Raw genomic sequence first — 24026 nt, forward strand, 5'->3', positions numbered from 1 at the left:
CGCTCAGCGGCACGGAGGGCTCTCGGATGGCGCAGTTGCGGATCGCCGTACTCGGTCCGCTCGAGGTCGAACGCGACGGTGCCGCCCTGCCGCTCGGGCCCCGGCAGGCGGAACTCCTCTCGGTGCTGGTCCTCACGCTGGGCCGACCCGTGCTGGCCAGCCGCCTGGTCGACCTGCTCTGGGGCGCCCGGGCCGGCGACGGCGCCGCGGCGACCCTGCGCAGCCACGTCTCGCACCTGCGCCGCACGCTGGCCGGCGGTCGGTGCGCGGACGACCGGGACCCGGTCGTGGCCACCGTCGGTGCCGGCGCCGGCCTGGCGTACCGGCTGGACCTCCCGCCCGACGGGCTCGACGCCCACCACTTCGAGCGGGAGATCACCCAGGGGCGGCGGCTGCTCGACGACGGTGATCCGGCGGGCTTCGCGCGCGCCGCGGAGCTGTTCGCCGCCGCGCTGGCCCGCTGGCGGGGCCCGGCCTTCGCCAACGTCGCCGACCGGCCGTACGCCCTGTCCGAAGTGGCCCGGCTGGAGGCGCTCTGCCGCACCGCCCGGCGGGGCTCCGCCGAGGCGCTGATCGCGCTGGGGCGGCACGACGCGGCGATCGGCGACCTGACCGGCGCGGTCGCCCAGTTCCCGTACGACGAGAGCCTGCGCCGCCTGCTCGCCCTGGCCCTCTACGCCGAGCAGCGGGTGGACGAGGCCGCCGAGGTGTGCCGCCAGGGCACCGCCCTGCTGCGGGAACGGGGCATGGACGCGCCCCAGTTGCAGCGGCTGCACGCCGCGATCCTGCGTCGCGAGGAACTGCCCGGCGCGGTGCGCGCGCCGGCAGCCGGCCCGGTGCCGGCGGCGCCGGTGAACCTGCTGCCGCCGGACCCGCCGCACTTCGTCGGCCGGGCCGCCGAGCTGGACGACGCCCGGCGGCACTGCGTGGCCCCGGACCGGCGCCGGATCCTGCTGGTCAGTGGACCGGCCGGGGTCGGCAAGACCAGCTTCGCCGTCCGGCTGGCGCACCTGCTGGCCCGCGACCTGCCGGACGGCTGCCTGTACGTCAACCTCCGCGGTTTCGACCCCGGTGGCGCGGCGCTCTCGGGCGACGAGGCGGTGCGCCTCTTCCTGGACGCGTTGCACGTGTCACCCGGCCGGATCCCCGCGAGCGAAGAGGGCCGGGCCGGTCGCTTCCGCTCCCTGGTGTCGACGCGACGGATGCTGATCGTGCTGGACAACGCCCGGGACGCCGAGCAGGTGCGCCCGCTGCTGCCCGACGCGTCGGGTTGCGCGGTGGTGGTGACCAGCCGCTCGCAGCTACCCGGCCTGGTGGCCGCCGAAGGCGCGCATCCGGTCACGCTCGGCCTGCTCACCATGACCGAGGCCCGCGAACTGCTGCGGACGCGACTGCGCGACGGCCGGGTGGCGGCCGAGCCGGGCCCGGCCGACGACATCATCGAGCGGTGCGCCCGGCTGCCCTTGGCGCTGGCCGTCGTCGCGGCCCGTGCGGCCGCCCACCCCGGCTTCTGCCTCACCGCGCTCGCCCGGGAACTCGTGGCGTCGCAGGGCAGCCTCGACGGCTTCGCGGCCGGGGATCCCGTCACCGACCTCCGCTCCGTCTTCTCCTGGTCCTACCAGGCCCTCGGCGAGCCCGCGGCCCGGATGTTCCGCCTGCTCGGGCTGCACCCCGGCCCGGACCTGTCGGTGCCGGCCGCGGCCAGCCTCGTCGCCCGGCCCGAACGGCAGGCGCGAGCCGCGCTGGCCGAGCTGGCCCGCGCGCAACTGGTGACGGAACGGGAGCCCGGCCGGTACACCTGCCACGACCTGCTGCGCGCGTACGCGACCGAGCTGGTGGAGTCGGAGCCCGCGGAGATCCGCCAGGCCAGCCGGCTGCGGATCGTGGACCACTACCTGCACAGCGCCCGCGCCGCCGACGCGCAGCTGTCCCCGCTGCGCGAGCCGACCGCGCCGTCGCCGCCGCCGTCCGGGGTGACGCCCGAGGAACCCGCGGACAACGCGGCGGCGCTGGCCTGGTTCGCCGAGGAACACGAGGTCCTCGTCCGGGCGGTCGGCATGGCCGGGCGGCACGGCCTGCACCGACACGTCTGGCAACTGGCGTCCTCGCTCACCACGTTCCTGAGCCGCCGCGGCTACTGGGAAGATCTGATCGTCGTCCAGAACCACGCGCTGGCCGCGGCCGAGCGGACCGGCGACCCGACGGCGTCGGCCCAGGCGCACCGCGACGTCGCCGCCGCCTACTCGGAGACGGGCCGGCTGCCGGCAGCCCGGGCCCACCTGAAGTCGGCGCTGCTGCTGCTCGACGGGCAGGCCGACCTGGTCGGCCAGGCGCACACCCTGCTGAGCCTGGGCTGGGTCAGCGAGAAGGAGGGCGACCAGGCGACGGCGCTGGGCCACGACCAGCTCGCGCTGCGGCTCTTCCAGGCCGCCGGCGACGAGGCAGGGGAGGCTCGGGCGCTGAACGCGGTCGGCTGGGACCACGCCGTGCTGGGCAACTACCCGGAGACGGTCCGGCACTGCCAGCGGGCGCTGATGCTGCAACGACGCCTCGCCGACGCGGTCGGCGAGGCGAACAGCTGGGACAGCCTGGGCTATGCCCTGCACCACCTCGGTCACCACCGGACGGCGGCCCGCTGCTTCCGGCGGGCCCTGGCGCTCAACCGCGAGTTGGGGCACCGCTACAACGAGGCCGAGGCGCTGCAGCACCTCGGGGACAACCACGCAGCCCTCGGCGACCCGGTGACCGCTCGACGCTGCTGGCGGGACGCGCTGGAGATCCTCACCGAGATCGCGCATCCGGCGGCCGAGACGCTCCGCGACAAACTCGCCCCGGCGCCCTGACCGGGCGCGGGCGCGCTCACCCGAGCGCGCCCGCCCCTGTTCAGACGACGACCGAGACCATCCGGCCCTTCACCACGATCACCTTGCGGGGTTCCTTGCCGGCCAGCGGGCCGGCGACCGCCTCGAGCGCGGCCGCGCGGACCACGTCCTCGGCCGCGTCGGCCGGCACCTCGACCCGGCCGCGCACCTTGCCGTTGACCTGCACCGGGTAGGTGACGGTCTCCGCCACCAGCAGCGCCGGGTCGGCGGTCGGGAAGTCCGCGTACGCCAGCGAGGTGTCGTGACCCAGCCGGTGCCACAGCTCCTCGGCGATGTGCGGGGCGAACGGGGCCACCATCAGCACCAGCGGCTCGGCCACCTCGCGCGGCGTCTCCACCAGCCGGGTCAGCCCGTTGGTCAGCTCGATCAGCTTGGCGATCGCGGTGTTGAACCGGATCCCCTCCATGTCGCCGCGGACCCCGTCGATCACCTTGTGCAGCAGCCGCCGGGTCGCCTCGTCGGCCGGGGCGTCGGTGACCCGCAGCTGACCGGTCTGCTCGTCGACGATCGCCCGCCAGACCCGCTGCAGGAACCGGTACGAGCCGACCACCGCCCGGGTCTCCCAGGGGCGGGAGACCTCCAGCGGACCCATCGACATCTCGTACACCCGGAAGGTGTCCGCGCCGAACGCCGCACACATCTCGTCCGGGGTGACCACGTTCTTCAGCGACTTGCCCATCTTGCCGTACTCGCGCGTGACCTCGGTCTCGCCGTGGAAGTACCGGCCGTCGACCTCGACGACCTCCTCGGCCGGCACGTAGGCGCCCCGGGCGTCGGTGAACGCGTACGCCTGGATCATGCCCTGGTTGAACAGCCGGCGGAACGGCTCGAACGAGCTGACGTGGCCCAGGTCGTACAGCACCTTGTGCCAGAAGCGGGCGTACAGCAGGTGCAGCACGGCGTGCTCGGCGCCACCGACGTACAGGTCGGTGCCCCCGCAGTCAGGTCGGCCGCGGTCCCCGGTGTCCCGAGGGCCCATCCAGTACGCCTCGTTCGCCGGGTCGGCGAAGCGCTCGCCGTCGGTCGGGTCCAGGTAGCGCAGTTCGTACCAGCAGGAGCCGGCCCACTGCGGCATCACGTTGGTCTCCCGGGTGTAGCGCTTCGGCCCGTCACCCAGGTCCAGCTCCACCTCGACCCAGTCGCGCCGCCGGGACAGCGGGGTCTCCGGGTTGCTGTCGGCGTCCTCCGGATCGAACGTCTTCGGCGAGAAGTCGTCCACCTCGGGCAGCTCGACCGGCAGCATCGACTCGGGCAGCGCGATCGGCGCACCGGTCTCGTCGTACACGATCGGGAACGGCTCGCCCCAGTAGCGCTGCCGGGAGAACAGCCAGTCCCGCAGCCGCCAGGTCACCGCCCCGACGCCGTACCCGTTGGCCTCCAGCCACTCGATGATCCGCGCCTTGGCGTCGGCCACCCCCAGGCCGTTCAGGTCCAGGCCGCGGTCGGGCGCGGCGCTGTTGACCGCCGGGCCGTCCCCGGTGTACGCCTTGCCGGTGAAGCCCTCCGGCGGCTGCACGGTCCGCACGATCGGCAGGTCGAAGACCTCGGCGAAGTCCCAGTCCCGCTCGTCCTGGGCGGGCACCGCCATGATCGCCCCGGTGCCGTAGCCGGCCAGCACGTAGTCGGCGATGAAGATCGGCACCCGCGCGCCGTTGACCGGGTTGGTCGCGTACTCGCCGATGAAGACGCCGGTCTTCTCCTTGGTCTCCGCCTGCCGCTCCACGTCCGTCTTGGCCGCGGCGGCCTTCCGGTACGCCTCGACGGCCGCCCGGGGGTTGGCGTGCCCGCCGGTCCAGGACTCCTTCGTCCCCGCCGGCCACTCGGCCCGCACCAGCACCTCGACCAGCTCGTGCTCGGGCGCCAGCACCAGGTAGGTGGCCCCGAAGACGGTGTCCGGCCGGGTGGTGAAGACCCGGATCGGGGCGGCCTCGGTCGGGAAGTCGATGTGCGCGCCGGTGGACTTGCCGATCCAGTTGCGCTGCTGCAGCTTGATCGGCTCGGGCCAGTCCAGCGTGTCCAGGTCCGCCAGCAGCCGGTCCCCGTACGCGGTGATCCGCATCATCCACTGCTTCAGGTTCCGCTTGAAGACCGGGAAGTTGCCCCGCTCGGAGCGGCCGTCGGCGGTGACCTCCTCGTTGGCCAGCACGGTGCCCAGCCCCGGGCACCAGTTCACCGGCGCCTGCGACACGTACGCCAGCCGGTGGTCGTCGACGATCCTCCGCCGCTCGCCCACGGTCAGCTCGGACCACGGCCGGCCGTCCGGCGTCGGGCGGGTGCCCCCCTCGAACTCGGCGATCAGCTCGGCGACCGGCCGGGCCTTCTGCGCGTCCGGGTCGTACCAGGAGTTGAAGATCTGCAGGAAGATCCACTGGGTCCAGCGGTAGAAGTCGGTGTCGATGGTGGCCACCGACCGTCGCTCGTCGTGGCCCAGCCCCAGCCGGCGCAGCTGCGCCTTGTACCGCTCGATGTTGGCCACCGTGGTGGTCCGCGGGTGGGTGCCGGTCTGCACCGCGTACTGCTCGGCGGGCAGCCCGAACGCGTCGAAGCCCATCGCGTGCAGCACGTTGCGCCCGGCCATCCGCTGGTAGCGGGCGTAGCAGTCGGTGCCGATGTAGCCCAGCGGGTGCCCGACGTGCAGGCCGGCGCCCGACGGGTAGGGGAACATGTCCAGCACGTACAGCTTCTCGGCGCCCGCCCGCGGGTGGTCCGGGTCGGCCAGCGGGCCGGTCGGGTTGGGCGCGTGGAAGGTGCCCGCCCGCGCCCAGCTGTCCTGCCAGCGGTGTTCGATCTCCTCGGCCAGGGCCGCGGTGTACCGGAACGGGGGAATGTCGGTCGCCGGTGCGGCTGCCTCACTCATGGCGTGTCTCCTCGGCGCGGGTCAGGTCGGAAATGGGAGGTCTGCTGCGGGCACAAAAAAGCCCCTCGCGCAGGAGGGGCGGCCGTGCTGTCGCGCGTTCAACGCATCAGCACGGCTCGGTAAGAAGCAGGAAGACTCCGGCCATGACCGGCAGTGTACCCCGCCTACCCCTGGACCATCTCGCCCGCACCATCGGTCGGGACATTCCCCCGGTCCGGCGAATATTCCGGGCGTAACCGACCGACCGCCTGCGGGGGTCGGCGACAACGAGAAACATGGTTAGCCTGAGAGACCAGTGAGATTTTTGCGGCAGACGAGGCTCGGCGTCGCGAACCCAACGGCGGGTCCAGGTGCTCTATAAAGAGCTGCCGTCCAGGCGACGAGGAGGAGGCCCGTGACACAACAGACCTGGGACGAGGTGGGCGGTCTGCTGCCGCACGACGAGTTCCGCGCCGCCAGCGAGGCCATCGTGGCCAACATCGAGCAGGTCATCGAGGGCAAGACGGCCACCGTCCGGCTCGCCCTGGCGGTGCTGCTCGCCGAGGGCCACCTGCTGATCGAGGACGTGCCGGGCGTCGGCAAGACCAAGCTCGCCAAGGCGCTGGCCCGCTCCATCGACTGCTCGGTGCGCCGCATCCAGTTCACCCCCGACCTGCTGCCCAGCGACGTCACCGGGGTCAGCGTCTACAACCAGGAGACGCACGACTTCGAGTTCCGGCCGGGCGCCGTCTTCGCCAACCTGGTCGTCGGCGACGAGATCAACCGGGCCTCGCCGAAGACCCAGTCGGCGCTGCTGGAGTGCATGGAGGAGCGGCAGGTCACCGTCGACGGGGTGACCTACCAGCTGCAGACCCCGTTCATGGTGATCGCGACGCAGAACCCGATCGAGATGGAGGGCACGTACCCGCTGCCGGAGGCGCAGCGCGACCGGTTCACCGCCCGGATCGCGATGGGCTACCCGGACGCGGGCGCCGAGCTGGCCATGCTGGACGGGCACGGCGCCGCCGACCCGCTGAACGGGTTGCGCCCGGTCTCCGACGCGGCCATCGTGCGCCGGCTGATCGGCCACGTCCGGCAGGTGCACGTGGCCGACGCGGTCAAGCAGTACGCCATCGACCTGGTCACCGCCACCCGCGAGGCCAACGACCTGCGGCTCGGCGCGTCCCCGCGGGCCACCCTCCAGCTGCTGCGCACCGCCCGCGCGGTGGCCGCCCTGGAGGGGCGGGACTACGTCCTCCCGGACGACCTGCAGGCCCTCGCGGTGCCGGTGCTGGCGCACCGGATCATCCCGACCGCCGACGCCCAGCTGGCCCGCCGCACCACCGACGCGATCGTCGCCGAGCTGGTGCACCGGCTGCCGCTGCCGCACGACCGCAAGCGCTCGCCGTACGACACCCGGCCCGCCCCGAACAACGGCCGCGGGCCGTACGAGCCGCGGAGGCCGTGACGTGCGCGACGGGCTGCGCGGGCTGACCACCCGCGGCCGCTCCTTCCTGGCGGCCGCGGTCGCCGCCGCCATCTCCGCCGCCATCCTCGGCGAGAAGGACCTGCTCCGGGTCGCCATCCTGCTCGCCGTCCTGCCCCTGCTCGCCGCGGCCTACGTCGGCCGCAGCCGCTACAAGCTGGCCTGCAGCCGCTCGCTGGAGCCGCACCGGGTGCCGGTCGGGGCCAGCTCCCGGGTGGTGCTGCGGCTGCAGAACCTGTCCCGGCTGCCCACCGGCACGCTGCTGCTGGAGGACCGGCTCCCCTACGCGCTGGGCAGCCGGCCCCGGGTGGTGCTGGAGCGGCTCGGCGCGCACCAGGCCAGCTCGGTGGCGTACACGGTCCGCGCCGACGTGCGCGGCCGGTACGAGGTGGGGCCGCTGGTGATCCGGCTGACCGACCCGTTCGGGCTCTGCGAGCTCAGCCGGGCCTTCCCCAGCACCGACCACCTGACGGTGATCCCGCAGGTCACCCCGCTGCCCCCGGTGCGCCTGCCCGGCGAGTACGCCGGCAGCGGCGACAGCCGGGCCCGCTCGGTGGCGGTGCACGGCGAGGACGACGCGGCCACCCGGGAGTATCGGATGGGCGACGACCTGCGCCGGGTGCACTGGAAGTCGACGGCGCGCACCGGCGAGCTGATGGTGCGCCGGGAGGAGCAGCCCTGGGAGAGCCGGGCCACCGTGGTGCTGGACACCCGGGCCTTCGGCCACCGGGGGGACGGCCCGACGGCCAGCTTCGAATGGGCGGTCTCCGCCGCCGCCAGCATCGCCGTGCACCTGCGCCAGGCCGGGTACAAGCTGCGCCTGGTCACCGGCGACGGCGCGGACGTGGACGCCGCCGAGGCGGGCGGCGACGGGCTGCTCCTCGACCACCTGGCCGAGGTGCGGCTGGACAAGCGCGGCGAGATCACCTCGCTGGTGCAGCAGGTCCGGCAGCGGGCCGACGGCGGCCTGATCATCGCGCTGTTCGGCACGCTGAGCACCGCCGAGGCGGAGCTGCTGGCCGGGCTGCGCGGCAACGGCGCCACCTGCGTCGGGTTCCTGCTGGACAGCACCACCTGGCTCAACCTGCCGGACAAGGCGCGGGCGGAGGCGGCGCACGCGCACGGCACCGCGGCGCTCACCCTGCTGCAGAGCGGATGGCGGGTGATCGGGGTGTCGCACGGCGGCCGGCTGCCGGTGCTCTGGCCGCAGGCGGCCCGCGGCTCCCAGGGCTTCGCGCTGCGCGCGGCGCTGGCCGAGACGGTGGCCGGAGGCGTGCGATGACCGGAAGGGTGGTCCCGTGACCGCGACCCGCAACCTCGGCTTCGTCGCGGCGGCGGCGACCCTGCTGGCCGCGGCACCGCTGTCGGCCATCTTCGAACGCTGGACCTGGCTGATCCAGGCGGCCATCGCGGTCGTCGTGGTGGCCGGGGCCGCCGCGCTGAGCCGGCTGGCCCGCTTCCCGCTGTGGGGGCAGGTCCTCGCCATGCTCACCGGCCTCCTGCTCGCGCTGACCTGGATCTTCCCGGGCGGCACCGAGCTGCTGGCGTTCGTGCCCACGCCGGGCACGTTCAGCCACTTCGGCGACCTGACGGGCGCGTCGTTGCAGGACATGCGCACGTACGGGGTGAAGGTCCCGGACGTCGACTCGCTGCTCTTCCTCACCGTGCTGGGCATCGGCGCCGTCGCGGTGGTGGTGGACGTGCTGGCCGTCGGGCTGCGCCGGCCGGCGCTGGCCGGGCTGCCGATGCTGGCCATCTACTCGGTGCCGGTGGCGGTCTACGTCGACAGCGTCCCGGCCACCCCGTTCGTGGTGGGCGCCTGCGGCTACCTGTGGCTGCTGGTCACCGACAACGTCGACCGGGTGCGCCGGTTCGGCCGCCGGTTCACCGGCGAGGGCCGCGACGTCGACGTCTGGGAGGCGTCGCCGCTGGCCGCGGCGGGCCGCCGGCTGGCCGTGGTCGGGGTGGCCGTCGCGGTCGCCCTGCCGCTGGCCGTGCCCGGGATGACCGGTGGGCTGATGGAGGCCGTCGGCAACGGCACGGGCGACGGCAACGGACGGCCCGGCCAGGGCGGCAGCCCGGGCCGGATCGACCTGTTCGCCGCGCTCAGCGGCCAGCTCAACCAGTCCGAGGTGGCCGAGATGGTCAAGGTCACCACCAACGAGCCCACCCCGTTCTATCTGCGTTTCGGGGTGGCCGACGAGCTGCGCCCGGACGGTTTCCGGGTACGGGTGCCGACCGGCCGGTCGGTGAACCGTGGCCTGCCCGACCCGACCGAACGCACCGGCCGGGCCGTGGACCAGCGCCGCTACCGGGCCACCGTCGAGGTGAAGAACCTCAACATGCCGCTGCTGCCGGTGTACGCCGAGCCGGTGAAGACGGAGGACCTGAACAGCAGCTGGCTCTACGACCAGAACCTGCAGATCCTCTTCTCCAACCGGGAGAACTCGCGCGGCAAGCGCTACGCGTTCGACTACGTCCGCTCGACGTACAGCCCGGCGCTGCTGCGCGGGACGCCGTCGCTGCCGGCCGACGACCCGGTGCTGCGCCAGCAGACCGTCACGCCGGCGGTCCGGGCCGTCGACCGGCTGGTCGACCGGCTGGTCAAGGGCAAGCAGAACGACTACGACAAGGTCCGGGCGATCTACGACTACTTCTCGGTGGAGAACGGCTTCAGCTACTCGCTCTCCACCCGGGGCGGCACCAGCGGGGACGACATCACCGACTTCCTCGCCACCAAGGCCGGGTTCTGCCAGCAGTACGCCGCCGCGATGGCCTGGCTGGTCCGGGCCGCCGGCATCCCGGCCCGGGTGGCGTTCGGCTTCACCAACGGCAACAACTCCGACGGCGGCACGTACGTGCTGACCAACCGCAACCTGCACGCCTGGACCGAGGTCTACTTCGCCGGGGTCGGCTGGGTGCCGTTCGACGCCACTCCGGCGGCGAGCGTCGCGGGATCGGTCCGGTCCGCCTGGGCCCCCGACACCGACGCCCCCGAGGAGACCACCCCGCTGCCGGGCAGCACCGCCGCGCCGAGCGGGGCCGACCCGTCGGCCGGCGCGAACGACCCGGACCGGTTGGACAAGGACGCCGACCAGGGTCTGAGTGTCGGCGGCGGCGGCCCGGCCCAGCAGAACCCGGTCTGGCCGTGGTGGCTGGCCGGGGTGCTGGTCCTGCTGGTGCTGCTCGCCCTGCCGGCGTTGCGGCGCTCCGCGTTGCGCCGGCGCCGCCGGGTCCGGGCGGTCGCGCCGGCGGCCACCGCGGTGGCGACCGTGCCCGGCCCGCGGGGCGCGGTCCGGGACCTCACCGTCGGAGTGGACCCCGAGCGGGCCCGGGCGGACGCCCACGCGGCCTGGGACGAGTTGCTGGACACGCTGGTGGACTACCACGTCCGGGTGGACCGGACGGAGACCCCGCGGGCCACGGCCGAGCGGCTGGTCCGGGAGGCCCTGGTCGAGGACGCCGGGGCGGTCACCGGGATCCGGCTGCTCGGGCGGGCCGAGGAGCGCGCCCGGTACGCCCGCGACCCGCTGACCGGGGAGCCGCTGCACCCGGCCCTGGGTTCGGTACGCGGCGCGCTCGCGGCCCGGGCCGACCGGCGTACCCGGATCATGGCGGCCCTGCTGCCGCCGTCGGTGCTGCTGCGCTGGCGCACCGCGGTCACCGACCGGTCGATGGGGCTGGTGGCCACGTCGGGGCAGGTGCGCGACCGGCTGTTGCGCTGGAACCCGCGCCGCCTGCTGGCGGGCCGGGCGGCCCGCTGACGGTTGGGTCCGCCGGCGCTCCCCCGCCGGCGGACCGGCCGCCCTCGGTCGGGACCGGCCGCCCTCGGTCACGCGGGCCTGCGCACGTGCTGGTGAGCCCGCCGCCTCGCGGTCGGGTGGCGGGTGTTCGGGGCGCGTGTCAGCCACCACGGTCGCCGGCCGTCCCGGCGTCCCGTCGTGGCCCCGGCCCTCAGTGGGACCTGGTCAGCGGTGCCCCTCCGGGCGATGCCGCCAACGGTCCTCCATCCGGTCGAGGAACGAGCCCCGCCGGCCGGCCCGGCCGCGGGGGCGGCGGCTGGTCGTGCCGCCCACCACGTGCAGGTCCGGCGACTGGGAACGCCGGTGCGACTGCACCGCGTAGCCCAGCGAGGCCAGCATGACAACGAAGCCCGCCACGGCAACGGCGGGAAGCGCGATCACGGCCCCGTAGATCAGCAGGGCCAGACCAGCGATGACCACGCCGGCAGCGACGAGCACGCGACGCCGCGCGTGGAATCGCGGGTCGCTGGCGCGCACGGCCGAGGCGAATTTGGGGTCCTCGGCAAGCGACCGCTCGATCTGCTCGAACAGCCGCTGCTCGTGCTCCGAGAGCGGCACGGCACTCCTCCCCGGTCACGTTGGTCGACCCGGGCGGGCCGACAGACCGTGGCAGCCAACCGGCTGCTTACCCGCAAGTCTACGAGGGGGCTCGCGCGTCGGAAAGCGGGACGACCTACGGCCGGGTCGGTTTTTCCACGCGGCGCGGATCGCCCCGGCCGAGAAGACTGGCCGGACCTATGACGGACCGCCCGAATCGGGCGGCCGCCGCGTCGGCCGCCACCTCCGCCTCCCGCCAGCCGCGCTCGGGGGCACCCAGGGTGAGCTGCTGGGGCGTCTCCTCGACACCGGCCAACCCCTCCATCCGGACGCCGACCAGCCGGACCGGCTCACCGGGGGCCAGGGCGGTCCAGAGCGCCCAGGCCGTGTCGAACATCTCCCGGGCGGTATCGGTGGGCACGGTCAGCGTGCGGGACCGGCTGACGGTGCGGAAGTCGGCCAGCCGCACCTTCAGCGCCACGGTCCGCCCGACCTGGCCGGCGGCGCGCAACCGGGCACCGACCTTCTCGGCGAGGGCCAGCAGCGCGCGGCGGATCTCCACCGGGTCGGTCACGTCGACGTCGAAGGTCACCTCGGCGCCGATCGACTTCTCCACGTGCTCCGGGGAGACCGGACGCGGATCCCGCCCCCAGGCCAGCTCGTGCAGGTGGGTGGCGGACGCCTCGCCGACCGCCCGGCGCAACAGGCCCGGCGGCGCCTCGGCCAGGTCGCCGACGGTGCGCAGCCCGAGCCGGCGCAGCGCCTCCGCGGAGCGCTCCCCCACCCCCCAGAGCGCGCCCACCGGCAGCGGGTGCAGGAACTCCAGCACCCGGGCGGCGGGCACCACGAGCAGCCCGTCCGGCTTGGCCCGGGTCGAGCCCAGCTTGGCCACGAACTTGCTCGGGGCCACCCCGACCGAGCAGGTCAGGCTCTGCTCCTCGGCGACCCGGCGGCGGATCAGCCGGGCGATCTCGGCCGGCGCGCCGAACAGCCGCCGGGCACCGGTCACGTCGAGGAACGCCTCGTCCAGGGAGAGCGGCTCGACCAGCGGGGTGACGTCCCGGAAGATCCGCATCACCGCCCGCGAGGCGGCCGAGTATTGCGTGAAGTCCGGCGGCAGGTAGACCGCGTCCGGGCAGAGCGCCCGGGCCCGGGCGGTGGGCATGGCGCTGCGCACGCCGTAGCGGCGAGCCTCGTAGCTGGCCGAGCTGACCACCCCGCGCGGACCGATGCCGCCCACCACGACCGGCCGGCCGCGCAGCTCGGGACGGCGGCGCACCTCCACCGAGGCGAAGAAGGCGTCCATGTCGACGTGCAGGATCGGGCAGCCGGTGTCGTCGGCGTCCGGCCCGAAGCGCGGATCACCGCCCCGGGGCAACGACTGGCTGCGGCCCATTCCGGCAGGCTATCCGGCCGGTCCGACAACCCGGCCGGTCAGCCCCGCAGCACCAGCAGCGGGACGGTCATCTCGGCCGCGGTGTCCGAGCCGTGGTACGCCACCAGCCGGGACGCCATCGGCGGCTCCGAACGGGTGGCCAGGACCGCGTAGGTGTCCCGGCAGACCACCACCACGTCGCCGATGCGGGCCAGGTGCTCCTCGGGCACCGGGCCGAACCAGCCGGTGGCCACCGCCTCCTCCCGGGTGGTCACCCAGGCCGCCCGGCCGAGCACCGCCGACCAGGCGGCCACCACGTCGGCCTCGGCGCCGGGCTCGACGTGCAGGTAGCGGACCCGGGGCTCGCCGGCGACCACCCGTACGCCGGCCCGCAGCCGGGGGTCGGTGTCCAGGTCGAACCGGTGCCCGGCGGGCACGTCGAGCTGGCCGTGGTCGGCGGTGACCAGCAGCCCGGCGTCCGGCGGCAGCCCGTCGACCAGCCGGGCGAGCAGCCGGTCGACGGTGGCGGCGGCGAGCCGCCACGGCGCCGAGTCGACGCCGCTGAGGTGCCCGTGCCGGTCCAGGTCGGGGTGGTAGCCGGAGACCAGGGTCGGCCCGCTGCCGGCCGCGAGCGCGGCGAGCATCCGGACGGCGAGCGCGTCCGCGTCGGCCGCGCCCCGGTAGTCGCCGCCCCGGTTCGCGGCCAGGGTCAGGCCGCTGCCGGCGAACTCGGGACGGCTGACCACGGTCACCGCCACCCCGGCCGCGCGGGCCCGCTCGTACCAGGTCGCGACGGGCTGCCAGCGCAGCGGCTCCGGGTCGCCGCGCCACTCGATGTGGCTGAGCACCCGGTCGGTGCCGGGCACCCGGACCGTGAAGCCGAGCACCCCGTGCGCGCCCGCCGGGGTGCCGGTGCCGAGGCTGACCAGGCTGGTCGGGGTGGTGGACGGGAAGCCGGAGGTGACCGGGGTGCCGGCGGTGGCGGCCAGCCCGGCCAGCGTCGGGGCGTACGGCGCGGCGGTGGGGATCTGGTACCAGCCGAGCCCGTCGACCAGCAGCACGGCGATCCGGCGCACCCCGGCCAGCCGCGGGTGCAGGCCGAGCAGGTCGACCGCGCCGGGCACGCCGAGCAGCGCGCACGCGCTGGGCAGCACGTCGGCCAGGCTGCCGCCGCCGAAGCGGGGGGCGACCGGTTCGAGCGGGCCCGGTACCGGCCCGGTCATGCCGGGCGACGGGCGAACAGGTGCAGCTGGGCGGCGAGGTCGCGGTACGGCGAGCGGGCCGCCAGGGCCCGCTCCAGCTCGACCAGGGCGGCCGGTTGGCCGTCCGCCACGGCGGCGGGAAGCAGGTCGGCCAGCACGCGTACCCCGTGGATCTCCTCGACGGTGAGCCCGCCGGCGGAGAGCAGCGCGGCGGCGGCCTCGACGTCGTACCGGCGGCGCAGCGTGTCCCGGGGGCCGGCGGCCCCGGCCGGGTCGGCGGCGAGCGTGGCCGCCACGTCCAGGTGCCCGTTCATCGCCCGGGCCAGCACGGCGGCGGCCCGGCCGGCGACCAGGACACTGGCCGCGCCTCCGGGGCGCAGCGCGGCGGCCAGGGCGGCCACCACCGGCGCCGGGTCGTCGACGACCTCCAGCACCGAGTGGCAGAGCACCAGGTCGGCGCTGGCCGGCTCGACCAGCCCGGCGAGCGCGTCGCCGTCGCCCTGCACGGCGCGTACCCGATCGGCGACGCCGGCCTCGGCGGCCCGGCGGGTCAGCGCGGCGAGCGCGTCGGGGCTGGCGTCGACCACGGTGACCCGGTGGCCGGCCTCGGCGAGCGGGACGGCGAAGCCGCCGGTCCCGCCGCCGACGTCGAGCACGGTGAGCTGCTCGCCGGCCCGCCGGTCCAGCTCGGCCCGGAGCACCGCCCAGATCACGGCGGTACGGGGGGTCAGGGTTCGGGTCTGCTCCACCCCGCCGAGCCTAGTCACCCGCGCCCGTGCGGTCAGGACTCGCCGCCTCCGGCGGGGTCCTCCTCGGCGTGCGAGCGGCGGGGGTTGGCGACCGGCCCCTCCGTCACCGGGTATTCGTGCACCTCGGTGTCGTGCGCCGGGACCCAGTCCGCACCGAGTCGGGTCCGTCGGGCGTTCGCGACGCGCCGGTAGGTGTTGCTCCCCGTCATCGTTTCCACCTTTCCCGCGTGGGCCGCTCTGCCCACGCCGCCGGACCGTATCTCCGGGCCGCCGATCGATGAAACGGTGATGTGGCCCACGCCATGCCCGCTACCGGCCCGTTGTGGCGAAGATCTCCGCCAGCTGGCCCTGTTGCCGGACCACCGTCGACCGGATCAGGCTGGCCGCGTGGTCGTCCTGTTCGCCGCCTTCGGCATCGTGCTGCTCGGCACCGTCGCGCAGGCCGTCACCGGCTTCGGGTACGCGCTGGTGACCGTCCCGCTGCTGACCGCCGCGGTGGACCCGCGCAGCGCCGTGGTGGTGTCCGCCCTGACCGGCATCGGGTCGACCCTGATCACGGCGGTACGCGAACGCGGGTTCGCCCGCTGGCCGGTGGCGCTGGCGCTCACCGGGGCCGGCCTGCTCGGGCTCCCGGCCGGCCTGCTGGTCCTCGCGTACGCCCCGGAGCGGCTGCTCAGCGCGGTGATCGCGGCAGTGGTGCTCGGCTGCGTCGCGCTGGTCTGGTCGGGCGCCCGGATCCGTACCGGCCGGATCGGGCTCGGAGTGATCGGCGTGCTGGTGGGCACGCTCACCGCCGCCACCGGCACCAACGGGCCGCCGCTGGTCGCCGCCTTCCACTCGCTCGGCTACGACCCGCGCACCTTCCGGGCGACCATCGCGGCGACCTTCGCCGGCACCGGCCTGATGGGGCTGGCCGGGTTCGCCGCCACCGGCCAACTGCACACCGAGGTGATCCGCACGGCCCTGGTCGCGCTGCCTGCGGTGCCGCTGGGCTGGTGGCTGGGCAACCGGCTGTTCCACCGGCTCGACCCGGTGCTGTTCCGCCGGGTCGTGCTGGTCGGGCTGCTCGGCAGCGCCGGCGTGGCGCTGGCCGGCCTGGCCGGGTGACGCCCGCCGGCCGGGCCCCGTAGTGACCGCGACGGGTCAGCGGAAGTCACGGGACGCCGGGGTGACCGGCGGGTCGATCGCGTCCAGCCGGTCCGCGGTGAGGGTGGTGACCCCCTCGTACCGCTGCAACCGCCCCCGCACCACCAGGGCCGCGCTGGTCCGGGCCACCCGCCGGTAGCGCTGCCAGAGCCCCGGGGAGCAAGTGACATTGAGCATCCCGGTCTCGTCCTCCAGGTTGAGGAAGGTGACCCCGCCCGCGGTGGCCGGCCGCTGCCGGTGGGTGACGATCCCGCCGACCCGGATCCGCCGGCCGGGCTCCACCCGCCCGAGCCGGGCGATCGGCACCGCGCCGAGGGCGTCCAGCCGGTCCCGGATGAACCGGGCCGGGTGGCTCTCCGGGGACAGGCCGGTGGCCCAGACGTCGGCGACCAGGCGGTCCACCGCCTCCATCCCGGGCAGCGTGGGCGGGGCCGTGCCGGTCACCGTGCCGGGCAGCCGGCCGGGCCGGTCCTGTGCCGCCGCGCCGGCGGCCCAGAGCGCCTGCCGCCGGGTCAGCCCGAAACAGGCGAACGCGTCCGCGGTGGCCAGCGCCTCCAACTGCGCGGCCGTCAGGCCGACCCGGCGGGCCAGGTCCGGCATGTCCCGGTACGGCCCGTGGGCGGTCCGCTCCGCCTCGACCCGCTCGGCCACCTCGTCGCCGAGGGTACGCACGCTGCCCAGGCCGAGCCGGACCGCCGGGCCGCCCAGCCCCCAGGCGTGCGGCGGCTCCCCCGGCACGCTGCCCCACCGGGTCTCCGCCGTGGACTCCAGCACCGCCTTCGCGCCGCTGGCGTTGATGTCCGGCCGGCGGACCTCGACGCCGTGCCGGCGGGCGTCGTCGACCAGGGTCTGCGGCGAGTAGAAGCCCATCGGCTGGGCGTTGAGCAGCGCGGCCAGGAACGGGCCCGGGTGGTAGCGCTTGAGCCAGGAACTGGCGTACACCAGGTAGGCGAAGCTCATCGCGTGGCTCTCCGGGAAGCCGTAGCTGGCGAACGCGGTGAGCTTGCGGTAGACGTCGTCGGCCAGCTCGCCGGTGATGCCCCGCTCGGCCATCCCGGCGTAGAGCCGGTCGGCGATCTGCGCCATCCGCTCCACCGAGCGTTTCGCCCCCATGGCCCGGCGCAGCTGGTCGGCCCCGGCCGCGTCGAAGCCGGCCAGGTCGATGGCGAGCTGCATGAGCTGCTCCTGGAACAGCGGCACGCCGAGGGTCTTCTCCAGCGCGTTGCGCATCAGCGGGTGCGCGAAGGTCACCGGCTCCTGGCCGTTCTTGCGCCGGATGTACGGGTGCACCGAGCCGCCCTGGATCGGGCCGGGACGGATCAGCGCCACCTCCACCACCAGGTCGTAGAACTCGCGGGGCTTGAGCCGGGGCAGGGTGGCCATCTGGGCGCGGCTCTCCACCTGGAACACCCCGACCGAGTCGGCCCGGCAGAGCATGGCGTAGACCTCGGGGTCGTCCAGGGTCATGTCGCCCAGGTCCAGGCTCATCCCGATCAGGTCGTAGCCGTAGTGCAGCGCCGACAGCATGCCCAGACCGAGCAGGTCGAACTTGACCAGGCCGACGGCGGCGCAGTCGTCCTTGTCCCACTGGAGCACGCTGCGGCCGGGCATCCGCCCCCACTCCACCGGGCAGACCTCGATCACCGGCCGGTCGCAGATCACCATGCCGCCGGAGTGGATGCCCAGGTGCCGGGGGAACGTCTGCAGCTCGTTGGCGTACGCCACCACCTGCTCGGGGATGTCCTCGACGTCGACCGTGGCGACCGAGCCCCAGCGGTCGATCTGCTTGCTCCAGGCGTCCTGCTGACCGGGCGAGAACCCGAACGCCTTGGCCACGTCCCGCACCGCCGACCGCGGCCGGTACGAGATCACGTTGGCGACCTGGGCGGTGTGCTCCCGGCCGTAGCGGGCGTAGACGTGCTGGATCACCTCCTCCCGGCGGTCGGACTCGATGTCCACGTCGATGTCGGGCGGGCCGTCCCGCTCCGGGGCGAGGAACCGCTCGAAGAGCAGCCGGTGCCGTACCGCGTCCACGTTGGTGATCCGCAGCGCGTAGCAGACCGCCGAGTTGGCCGCCGAGCCCCGGCCCTGGCAGTAGATGTCCTGCTCGCGGCAGAACGCGACGATGTCGTAGACCACCAGGAAGTAGCCGGGGAAGCCCAGCTCCTCGATCATCCGCAGCTCGTGCTCCAGCTGCGCGTACGCCTCCGGGTGCGCCTCGGGCGGGCCGTAGCGTTCCCGGGCGCCGGCCAGCGTGAGGTGGCGCAGCCAGCTCATCTCGGTGTGCCCCGACGGCACCGGGTACGCCGGCAGCTGCGGCGCCACCAGTTGCAGATCGAAGGCGAGTTCCGCGCCGAACTCGGCGGCCCGGGCCACCGCCCCCGGGTACGCGGCGAACCGCGCCGCCATCTCCGCGCCGCTGCGCAGGTGGGCGGTGGCGGCGGCGGGCAGCCAGCCGTCGATCTCGTCGAGGCTGCGCCGGGCCCGCACCGCCGCCACGGTGGTGGCCAGCCGGCGGCGGGCCGGGGTGGCGTAGTGCACGTTGTTGGTGGCCACCGTGGGCAGTCCCGCCGCGGCGGCCAGCTCGGCCAGGGCGTCGTTGCGGTCGGCGTCGACCGGGTGGCCGTGGTCGGTCAGCTCCACCGCCACCGTCTCGGCGCCGAACAGCGCGGTGAGCCGGTCCAGTTCCCGGGCTGCCGCGTCGACCCCCTCGGTGAGCAGCGCGGTCGGCACGTGCCCCTTGCGGCAGCCGGTCAGCACCAGCACGTGGTCGCGCAGCTCCTCCGCGACCTCCTCCAGCTCGCCGTAGACCGGGCGGCCCTTCTCGCCGCCGCGCAGCTGGGCCCGGGAGATGGTGGCGGCGAGTCGCGCGTACCCCTCGTGGCCGTGGGCCAGCACCAGCAGGTGCCGGCCGAGCGGGTCGGGCTCACCGTTCTGCGGACCGGGCAGCCCGAGGGACAGCTCCGCGCCGAAGACCGTCGGCAGGTGCAGCGCGCGGGCCGCCTCGGCGAAGCGCACCACCCCGTAGAAGCCGTCGTGGTCGGTGACGGCGAGCGCGGTGAGCCCCAGCCGGGCGGCCTCCTCGGCCAGCTCCTCCGGGTGGCTGGCGCCGTCGAGGAAGCTGAAGTTGGAGTGCGCGTGCAGCTCCGCGTAGGGCACCGCGCCGTCCGGCCGGGGCAGCTCGGGCGGCGCGTACTGCTGCCGCTTGCGGCTCCACGCCGGGGAGTCACCACCGTCGGCGTCGACCGCGAGCGGGTCGACGACGTGCAGGTGCCGCTCGCTCAGGGCCTTCCGCCCGCCACCGGCCTGCTTACTGCCAGCCGGCCTGCCGCTGGCATCCTCCGCGCCGGCCCGCCCGGAGCCGGTGCCGCCGCCGGATCCTTCGGAGCTGCTGCCACCAGAACTGGCGCTGGTGCGGCTGGAGCTGGCGCCGCCGGAACTGGCGCCGCCGGAACTGGCGCCGCCGGAACTGGCGCCGCCGGAACTGGCGTCGCTGGAGCTGGCGCGGCTGGTGGGGCGGTTGCTGCCCGAGCTGGTGCGGCTGGCAGGGCGCCCGGAGAGCACCTGCTCCAGCTCCCACCAGGGCATCTTCGGATTGTGGAAGCTCACCAGGCCATCCCTCGCCCGGCTCCCGCCGAGATCTTGGAAGCTTTCGGCCCCCAGAAGGGCCTCAATCCTCCAAGATCTTTCGCGCTCTCCCGACGCTCAGTCATAGATCGCCTCCACCAACCACTGGCCGCCCTCGATCGCGAGCAGCAGGGCTGCGCCATCGGCCAGGCAGACCTGGAACCGGGCCCGGCGGCGCGCCTCGGCCGGCGCCCACCAGCGCTCGTCCACCGGCCACGGGCCGGCCCAGCCGACGATCTCGGCTGGCCGGCCGGCGCCGACGGTCAGCCGCGCGGGCGCGGCGCTCAGCACCAGCCGGGCGCTGACCGCGACCGGCTCCCCGGCGTCGTCGTGCACGGTGGCGAGGAGCGGGTTGGGCAGCACCACGGCCGGCGCGGGCGGTGGCATCCGCCCCGGCCACGGCGGGTCGACCGGCACCCCGGTGGACCGCACCCCACCGGCCCGCCCACCACCACCGGCCCGCCCACCGCGGCCAGCCCGTCCACCACCCCCGACCCGCTCGCCGCCGCCGGCCCGTCCACCACCCCCGACCTGCTCCCCGCCGCCGATCCGCTCACCGCCGGACGCACCGCCGCCCGCTCGCAGCGCGCCATCCGACCCGGCCACGCCATCCGACCCGGCCACGCCACCCGACCCGGCCACGCCACCCGACCGCGCCGCCCCACCCGACCGCGCCACCCCTGACCCGGCCGGATGGCCCACCCCCGCCACACCGCCCGTCGCCGCCAACGGTGCTGCACTCGGGATGCGGCAAGTCGGGCCTTCCATAGCGGGAAAGGCCACGGTTTGCGTCCATCCTGTGTGGATCAAGGGCTGCCTGCCGGGCCTGGTCGGCTCCGACCCTTCCGGCAGGGCCATCTCGGCCGTCGAGGCCGTCGAGGCCGCCGAGGATGGGGACACCACCGAGGGCAGGGACGCCGGAGACGCCGCCGAGGATAGGGACACCACCAGGGCTGGGGACGCCACCGGTGCCGCGGACGCCGCCGAGGCCAGGGACGCCGTCGAGGCCGGGGACGCCGTCGAGGCCGGGGACGCCGTCGAGGCCGGGGACGCCGTCGAGGCCGGGGACGCCGTCGAGGCCGGGGACGCCGTCGAGGCTGGGGACGCTACCGAGGGCAGGGACGCCGGAGACGCCGCCGAGGATAGGGACACCGCCAGGGCCGGGGAGGCCGTCGGGACCGGGGACGCCGCCGAGGCCAGCGACGCCGGGGACGCCGCCGAGGGCGGGACAGCCAGGACCTCCGGAACAGCCAGAACGACAGGGACGACAGGGACGACAGGGACGGTAGGGACGGCAGAGACGGCAGGGACAGATGGAACGGCCGGGACGGCGAGGACACCCGGGGCGGGTGGGACGGGCGGTGGGCCGGGGCGGGCGGGGCGGCGTTCGTCGCCCCAGGGGACCAGGCGTACCTGGTCGGCCGGGGAGCGTCCGCCGCCGAGCACGGCGGTGACCACCGCCTCAGGGCCGAGGATGCCCTGCACCCGGCTCAACGCGCGGTGCGCCCGCTCCCGCTCCTCGCCGGTCTCCCCCCACAACCCGGACTGCAGGCCGGCCTGGGCGAGCACCCCGTCCGGCACCAGCCGCAGCCGGATGATGCCGGCGGTGGGCCGGGCCGGGCGGGCGCCGCCCCGACCGTTGCTGCCGGAGAGCCAGCCGTCCAGTTGCCAGCGCACCCGGTCGGCGATGGCCGCGGCGGTGAGCAGACCGTCGTGCCGCCAGACCCGGTGCAGTTCCTGGCCGTGCGCGGTGACCGCCTCGATGCCGAGCCGGGTGCAGGCCAGCCCGTACCCGGCGAGCCGCTCGTGCAGGTGCTCGGCGAGGGTGCGGGCGGCGAACGCCGCGGCGTCGACCCGGTCGACCGGGTCGTCGTAGTCGGCGGTGACGGTCAGGTCGGCCGGCGGTTGCCGGACCGCGAGCGGCCGGTGGTCCCGGCCGGCGGCGAGCCGGTGCGCCAGCGCGCCGTCGAACCCGAACCGGGCCAGCACGTCGCCGGCGGGCAGCGCGGCGAACTCGCCGAGGGTACGCACCCCCAGCCGGCGCAGCAGGTCGGCCAGCGCCGGCCGGCCGAGCGCCTCCACGGGCCGGGTGGCCAGGAACTCCGGGCTCCCGCCGGGCGGCACGATCCGCCCCTCCCGGGCGGCCAGGCCGGCGGCGAAGACCCCGTCGGCGACACCGGCCTGGCTCTCCACGGCGCAGGTCTGGGCGACGTGCTCGACGATCCGCTCGGCCGCCGCCTCCTCCCCGCCGAGGTACCGGCTCGGCCCCCGGGCGGCCAGCGCACAGGCGCCGGGGCGGAGCACCTCGACCCCGGCGGCCACCTCCTCGACGGCCGCCACCACCGGTTCGAACGCCCGGGCGTCCCGGTCGGGGTCGTGGTCGACGACGGTGAGCTGCGGGCAGCGCCCCTGCGCCTCCCGCCGGCGCAGCCCTCGGCGTACGCCCTCGGCACGGGCCCGCTCGGAGCAGGCGACCACCCGGTTGGCGTGCAGCACCACGACCGGGTCGGTGGCCGGCACCCCGTCGACGATCTCGGCGGCGAGGACCGGCCAGTCCGGGCACCAGAGCAGCAGGGTCCGCACCGGCGCACCGGTCATGCCGGCCCGACCATGGTGCGGGACCGGGCGGCCGGGCCGCCCGTCACCACCCGGAACCGCGGCGGCGCAGGGGTGGTGGTGGCACCCGCGACGCCGCCGGCCGTCCGGGGGATGACCCGGGTCAGCTCGTCGCCGGGCAGCCAGACCTTGATCTCCTTGGGGCGGGCCGCGGCGCCCCGCCCGCGCGCGGAGACGGTGACCTCCCGCCGCCGCAGCCGCCCCCGGCCCGCCCCGAGCCCCTCCCAGACCCCGCGGACCACCTGGAGCGTGACGTCCGCGCCGTCCCACCGCCCGTACGGGACGAGCACGCTGCCCCGCTGCCGGGCCCGGGCGGCCAGCCGGTTGGCGACGGAGGCGGAGACCGTGGTCGGCACGGCGGTGACCACCACGTCGACCCCGTCGATGAGCGCGGCGACGACGGTGGGCCACTCCGGGCCGGGGTTCGGCACCAGGGCGAGCCGGTCCAGGACGATACCGGCCTCGGCCGCCGCGCCGGCGCCGAAGGTGGGCACGCCGACCACGGCGCACCAGGAACCGGCCCGGGACGCCTCGGCGAGCAGGGCGAGGATCAGCGACGTGCCCCCGCTGCGCCGGGGCTGCCCGACGCCGACCGCGATCGTGCTGCCGCGCCGCAGCCCGCGGTGGGGCAGCAGCCCGGTCAGCTCCGGCCGGACGGGCAGCACCCGGTGGCCGCCGGCCGGGTCGGGTGCGCTCGCCGGGCGCACCAGCTCGGCCAGCGCGGCGGAACCGACCACCATCCGGCCCGCCATCGGACCTACCCCCTGTCGTGTTCGCCACGGGTACCGGCCCGTGGGTGGTGCTGTGGTTGTGCTGGTGCGAGCCGCCGCGCTCGGGCGACGTCCGGCCACCCTGGGTCCCGCCATGGTGGCCGGACGCCACGACTCAGGCCGCGGCCGCTCCGGACGCGGCGTCGGAGCCGCCGAGCCGGGCCGGCCGGTGCAGACCATCGAGCGTCGGCTGGTGTGCCAGGCCGAGCGCGGTCTCCACCACGGTCACGAACTGTTCGGCGGCGCGGAGCAGGTCGTCGGCCTCCCGGGCGGTGACCACCCGGAGGATGCCGGCTTCGGCGGCGGCCCGCTTGCTCGCCCCGGCGGCGAAGTAGGTGGCCCACTCGTCCAGCTCGGGGGCGACGCTGGCGAGCAGGATCCAGACGCTGGTGATCCGGTTGCGCCGGGTGGGCGCGGGGCGGGCGCGGGCGGCGAGCAGGGCGGCGGCGGCGCGCAGCGCCGCGAGGTGGGCGGCGGCGTACCGGAGGCCGTCGGGCCGGGTGCGGGCGGCCTCGGCCAGCCCTTGGCGGGCCACCACGAGCAGTTGGGCGGGGGTGCGGTGCGGCAGCACGTGCGCGGGCACCGTCGGGGCCTGGGCCGGACTGGTCGGCATGGGTCTCTCCTCCGCGTGGACCGGGGCGGGCGGGCCGCCCGGCGGATCGGATCCACCGGCGGGACGCCCGGAGCGGGTGGTGCGGAGGAAGACGCACCGGGTGTGGCCGGCCGGGTGTGGAGCTTCCCCACACCACACCCGGCCGGCGTACCGGCGGGTTCGTCGCCCGCCGCCCGGGGGTCGTGGGCGGCGAGCGACGATCCTGCCTTGACGGGACCGGACTCGCGACTGTCCGGTGCCCCGGTGCGGTCCGCGGAACCGCACCTCCCGGGAGTCGGCGCCGCGAAACACCTCTCCCAGGCGATCGTTGGAACGAGAGTACGAGTGAATCGAACATTCGTTCTAACTGCTCTGACAGTACACCTCCCCTCCGACGAAAATGCA

The 24026-nt window shown here is 75.5% G+C and carries 14 protein-coding genes and 2 pseudogenes; 5 read left to right on the forward strand and 11 right to left on the reverse strand.

Features of this window, described 5'->3' with window-relative positions; genetic code table 11:
- The first annotated feature begins 26 nt into the window (after positions 1–26).
- Entirely contained in the window at positions 27–2843 is a 2817-nt protein-coding gene (locus ACIBPB_RS09155) for a BTAD domain-containing putative transcriptional regulator (RefSeq protein ID WP_396839045.1), read from the forward strand.
- A 40-nt stretch (positions 2844–2883) separates the two neighbouring features.
- Here the strand turns inward: ACIBPB_RS09155 and leuS are convergent, their stop codons facing one another.
- Positions 2884–5739, reverse strand: coding sequence for a leucine--tRNA ligase (leuS, locus tag ACIBPB_RS09160; protein ID WP_396839047.1), 2856 nt, complete (start codon positions 5737–5739; stop codon positions 2884–2886).
- A gap of 394 nt (positions 5740–6133) precedes the next feature.
- On the opposite strand from leuS, the gene ACIBPB_RS09165 reads away from it, so the two are divergent.
- Genes ACIBPB_RS09165 through ACIBPB_RS09175 form a run of 3 tightly spaced genes read left to right on the forward strand, consistent with a single transcriptional unit; the run spans position 6134 to position 10968 of the window.
- Positions 6134–7186, forward strand: a complete 1053-nt coding sequence (locus tag ACIBPB_RS09165) for an AAA family ATPase (protein WP_396839048.1) — start codon at positions 6134–6136, stop codon at positions 7184–7186.
- A gap of 1 nt (position 7187) precedes the next feature.
- Positions 7188–8486, forward strand: a complete 1299-nt coding sequence (locus ACIBPB_RS09170; RefSeq protein ID WP_396839049.1) for a DUF58 domain-containing protein — start codon at positions 7188–7190, stop codon at positions 8484–8486.
- Positions 8487–8502: 16 nt separating this feature from the next.
- Positions 8503–10968 carry a DUF3488 and DUF4129 domain-containing transglutaminase family protein gene (locus ACIBPB_RS09175; protein ID WP_396839050.1) on the forward strand — a complete coding sequence of 822 codons (2466 nt, stop codon included), beginning with the start codon at positions 8503–8505 and terminating at the stop codon, positions 10966–10968.
- Positions 10969–11172: 204 nt separating this feature from the next.
- Here ACIBPB_RS09175 and ACIBPB_RS09180 read toward each other — a convergent pair whose 3' ends face one another.
- The 5 genes from ACIBPB_RS09180 to ACIBPB_RS09200 all read right to left on the reverse strand — a co-directional run bounded on the left by ACIBPB_RS09180 (position 11173) and on the right by ACIBPB_RS09200 (position 15079).
- Positions 11173–11565: a DUF3040 domain-containing protein gene (locus ACIBPB_RS09180; protein ID WP_357316118.1), complete on the reverse strand. Its 393-nt coding sequence runs from the start codon at positions 11563–11565 to the stop codon at positions 11173–11175.
- A 115-nt stretch (positions 11566–11680) separates the two neighbouring features.
- Positions 11681–12940: a DNA polymerase IV gene (locus ACIBPB_RS09185; RefSeq protein WP_396839051.1), complete on the reverse strand. Its 1260-nt coding sequence runs from the start codon at positions 12938–12940 to the stop codon at positions 11681–11683.
- A gap of 38 nt (positions 12941–12978) precedes the next feature.
- Positions 12979–14142, reverse strand: coding sequence for an alkaline phosphatase family protein (locus tag ACIBPB_RS09190; RefSeq protein ID WP_396839052.1), 1164 nt, complete (start codon positions 14140–14142; stop codon positions 12979–12981).
- Positions 14139–14888: a methyltransferase domain-containing protein gene (locus ACIBPB_RS09195; protein ID WP_396839054.1), complete on the reverse strand. Its 750-nt coding sequence runs from the start codon at positions 14886–14888 to the stop codon at positions 14139–14141. Before ACIBPB_RS09195 ends, ACIBPB_RS09190 begins: the two co-directional genes overlap by 4 nt.
- Before the next feature lie 14 nt (positions 14889–14902).
- Positions 14903–15079: a hypothetical protein gene (locus ACIBPB_RS09200; RefSeq protein WP_357316133.1), complete on the reverse strand. Its 177-nt coding sequence runs from the start codon at positions 15077–15079 to the stop codon at positions 14903–14905.
- 178 nt (positions 15080–15257) lie between these two features.
- On the opposite strand from ACIBPB_RS09200, the gene ACIBPB_RS09205 reads away from it, so the two are divergent.
- Positions 15258–15977, forward strand: a complete 720-nt coding sequence (locus ACIBPB_RS09205) for a sulfite exporter TauE/SafE family protein (protein ID WP_396839055.1) — start codon at positions 15258–15260, stop codon at positions 15975–15977.
- 36 nt (positions 15978–16013) lie between these two features.
- Here the strand turns inward: ACIBPB_RS09205 and ACIBPB_RS09210 are convergent, their stop codons facing one another.
- From ACIBPB_RS09210 to ACIBPB_RS09230, 5 genes and pseudogenes are all read right to left on the reverse strand, one after another.
- Entirely contained in the window at positions 16014–19301 is a 3288-nt protein-coding gene (locus ACIBPB_RS09210) for an error-prone DNA polymerase (RefSeq protein ID WP_396839482.1), read from the reverse strand.
- A 420-nt stretch (positions 19302–19721) separates the two neighbouring features.
- Positions 19722–20063: pseudogene (locus ACIBPB_RS09215) on the reverse strand (DNA polymerase Y family protein); the annotation flags it as partial.
- Positions 20064–20998: 935 nt separating this feature from the next.
- Positions 20999–22241, reverse strand: a pseudogene (locus tag ACIBPB_RS09220) (DNA polymerase Y family protein); the annotation flags it as partial.
- Entirely contained in the window at positions 22238–23011 is a 774-nt protein-coding gene (locus tag ACIBPB_RS09225) for a hypothetical protein (protein WP_396839483.1), read from the reverse strand. The pseudogene ACIBPB_RS09220 and the gene ACIBPB_RS09225, both read right to left, overlap by 4 nt.
- Positions 23012–23144: 133 nt before the next feature.
- Positions 23145–23642: an SAV_6107 family HEPN domain-containing protein gene (locus ACIBPB_RS09230; RefSeq protein ID WP_396839056.1), complete on the reverse strand. Its 498-nt coding sequence runs from the start codon at positions 23640–23642 to the stop codon at positions 23145–23147.
- Between the last annotated feature and the right edge of the window lie 384 nt (positions 23643–24026).

Source organism: Micromonospora sp. NPDC049836, assembly GCF_044465125.1.
In the GTDB taxonomy this organism is placed as follows: domain Bacteria; phylum Actinomycetota; class Actinomycetes; order Mycobacteriales; family Micromonosporaceae; genus Micromonospora.

Coding starts and splice junctions, on each gene's coding strand:
- ACIBPB_RS09155 (WP_396839045.1), top strand. CDS start 27: ATGGCGCAGTTGCGGATCGCCGTACTCGGTCCGCTCGAGGTCGAACGC.
- leuS (WP_396839047.1), bottom strand. CDS start 5,739: ATGAGTGAGGCAGCCGCACCGGCGACCGACATTCCCCCGTTCCGGTAC.
- ACIBPB_RS09185 (WP_396839051.1), bottom strand. CDS start 12,940: ATGGGCCGCAGCCAGTCGTTGCCCCGGGGCGGTGATCCGCGCTTCGGG.
- ACIBPB_RS09190 (WP_396839052.1), bottom strand. CDS start 14,142: ATGACCGGGCCGGTACCGGGCCCGCTCGAACCGGTCGCCCCCCGCTTC.
- ACIBPB_RS09200 (WP_357316133.1), bottom strand. CDS start 15,079: ATGACGGGGAGCAACACCTACCGGCGCGTCGCGAACGCCCGACGGACC.
- ACIBPB_RS09225 (WP_396839483.1), bottom strand. CDS start 23,011: ATGGCGGGCCGGATGGTGGTCGGTTCCGCCGCGCTGGCCGAGCTGGTG.
- ACIBPB_RS09230 (WP_396839056.1), bottom strand. CDS start 23,642: ATGCCGACCAGTCCGGCCCAGGCCCCGACGGTGCCCGCGCACGTGCTG.